The sequence below is a fragment of the Macrococcus sp. DPC7161 genome (assembly GCF_004117835.1).
Taxonomy (GTDB): Bacteria; Bacillota; Bacilli; order Staphylococcales; family Staphylococcaceae; genus SDSC01.
The window spans coordinates 1-441 of the sequence record NZ_SDSC01000034.1; the positions used below are offsets into that span (position 1 = coordinate 1).

A 441-nucleotide genomic window follows, 5' to 3' on the forward strand; every position below is an offset into this window, starting at 1 on the left:
CTTCGTTGACCAGGTTGGCGAGATCGGCACCCGAGAAGCCCGGCGTGCCACGCGCAAGCACCGATGCATCGACGTCGTTGCCGATCGGCACCTTGCGCATGTGCACCTTGAGAATCTGCTCGCGACCACGGATATCCGGCAGACCCACGTAGACCTGACGGTCGAAGCGGCCAGGACGCAGCAGCGCTTTGTCGAGCACGTCTGCACGGTTGGTTGCCGCGATCACGATGACGCCCGAGTTGGCCTCGAAGCCGTCCATCTCGACCAGCATCTGGTTCAGGGTCTGCTCGCGCTCGTCGTTGCCGCCGCCCATGCCGGCGCCACGATGGCGGCCAACCGCATCGATCTCATCGATGAACACGATACAGGGCGCCTGCTTCTTGGCGTTTTCAAACATGTCGCGCACGCGGGCTGCGCCCACGCCAACGAACATTTCAACGA

At 63.3% G+C, this 441-nt stretch carries 1 protein-coding gene; it reads right to left on the bottom strand.

From position 1 onward, the window contains the following. A partial coding sequence (locus ER639_RS11960; RefSeq protein WP_129065973.1) for an AAA family ATPase occupies positions 1-441 on the bottom strand: 441 nt, incomplete at both ends.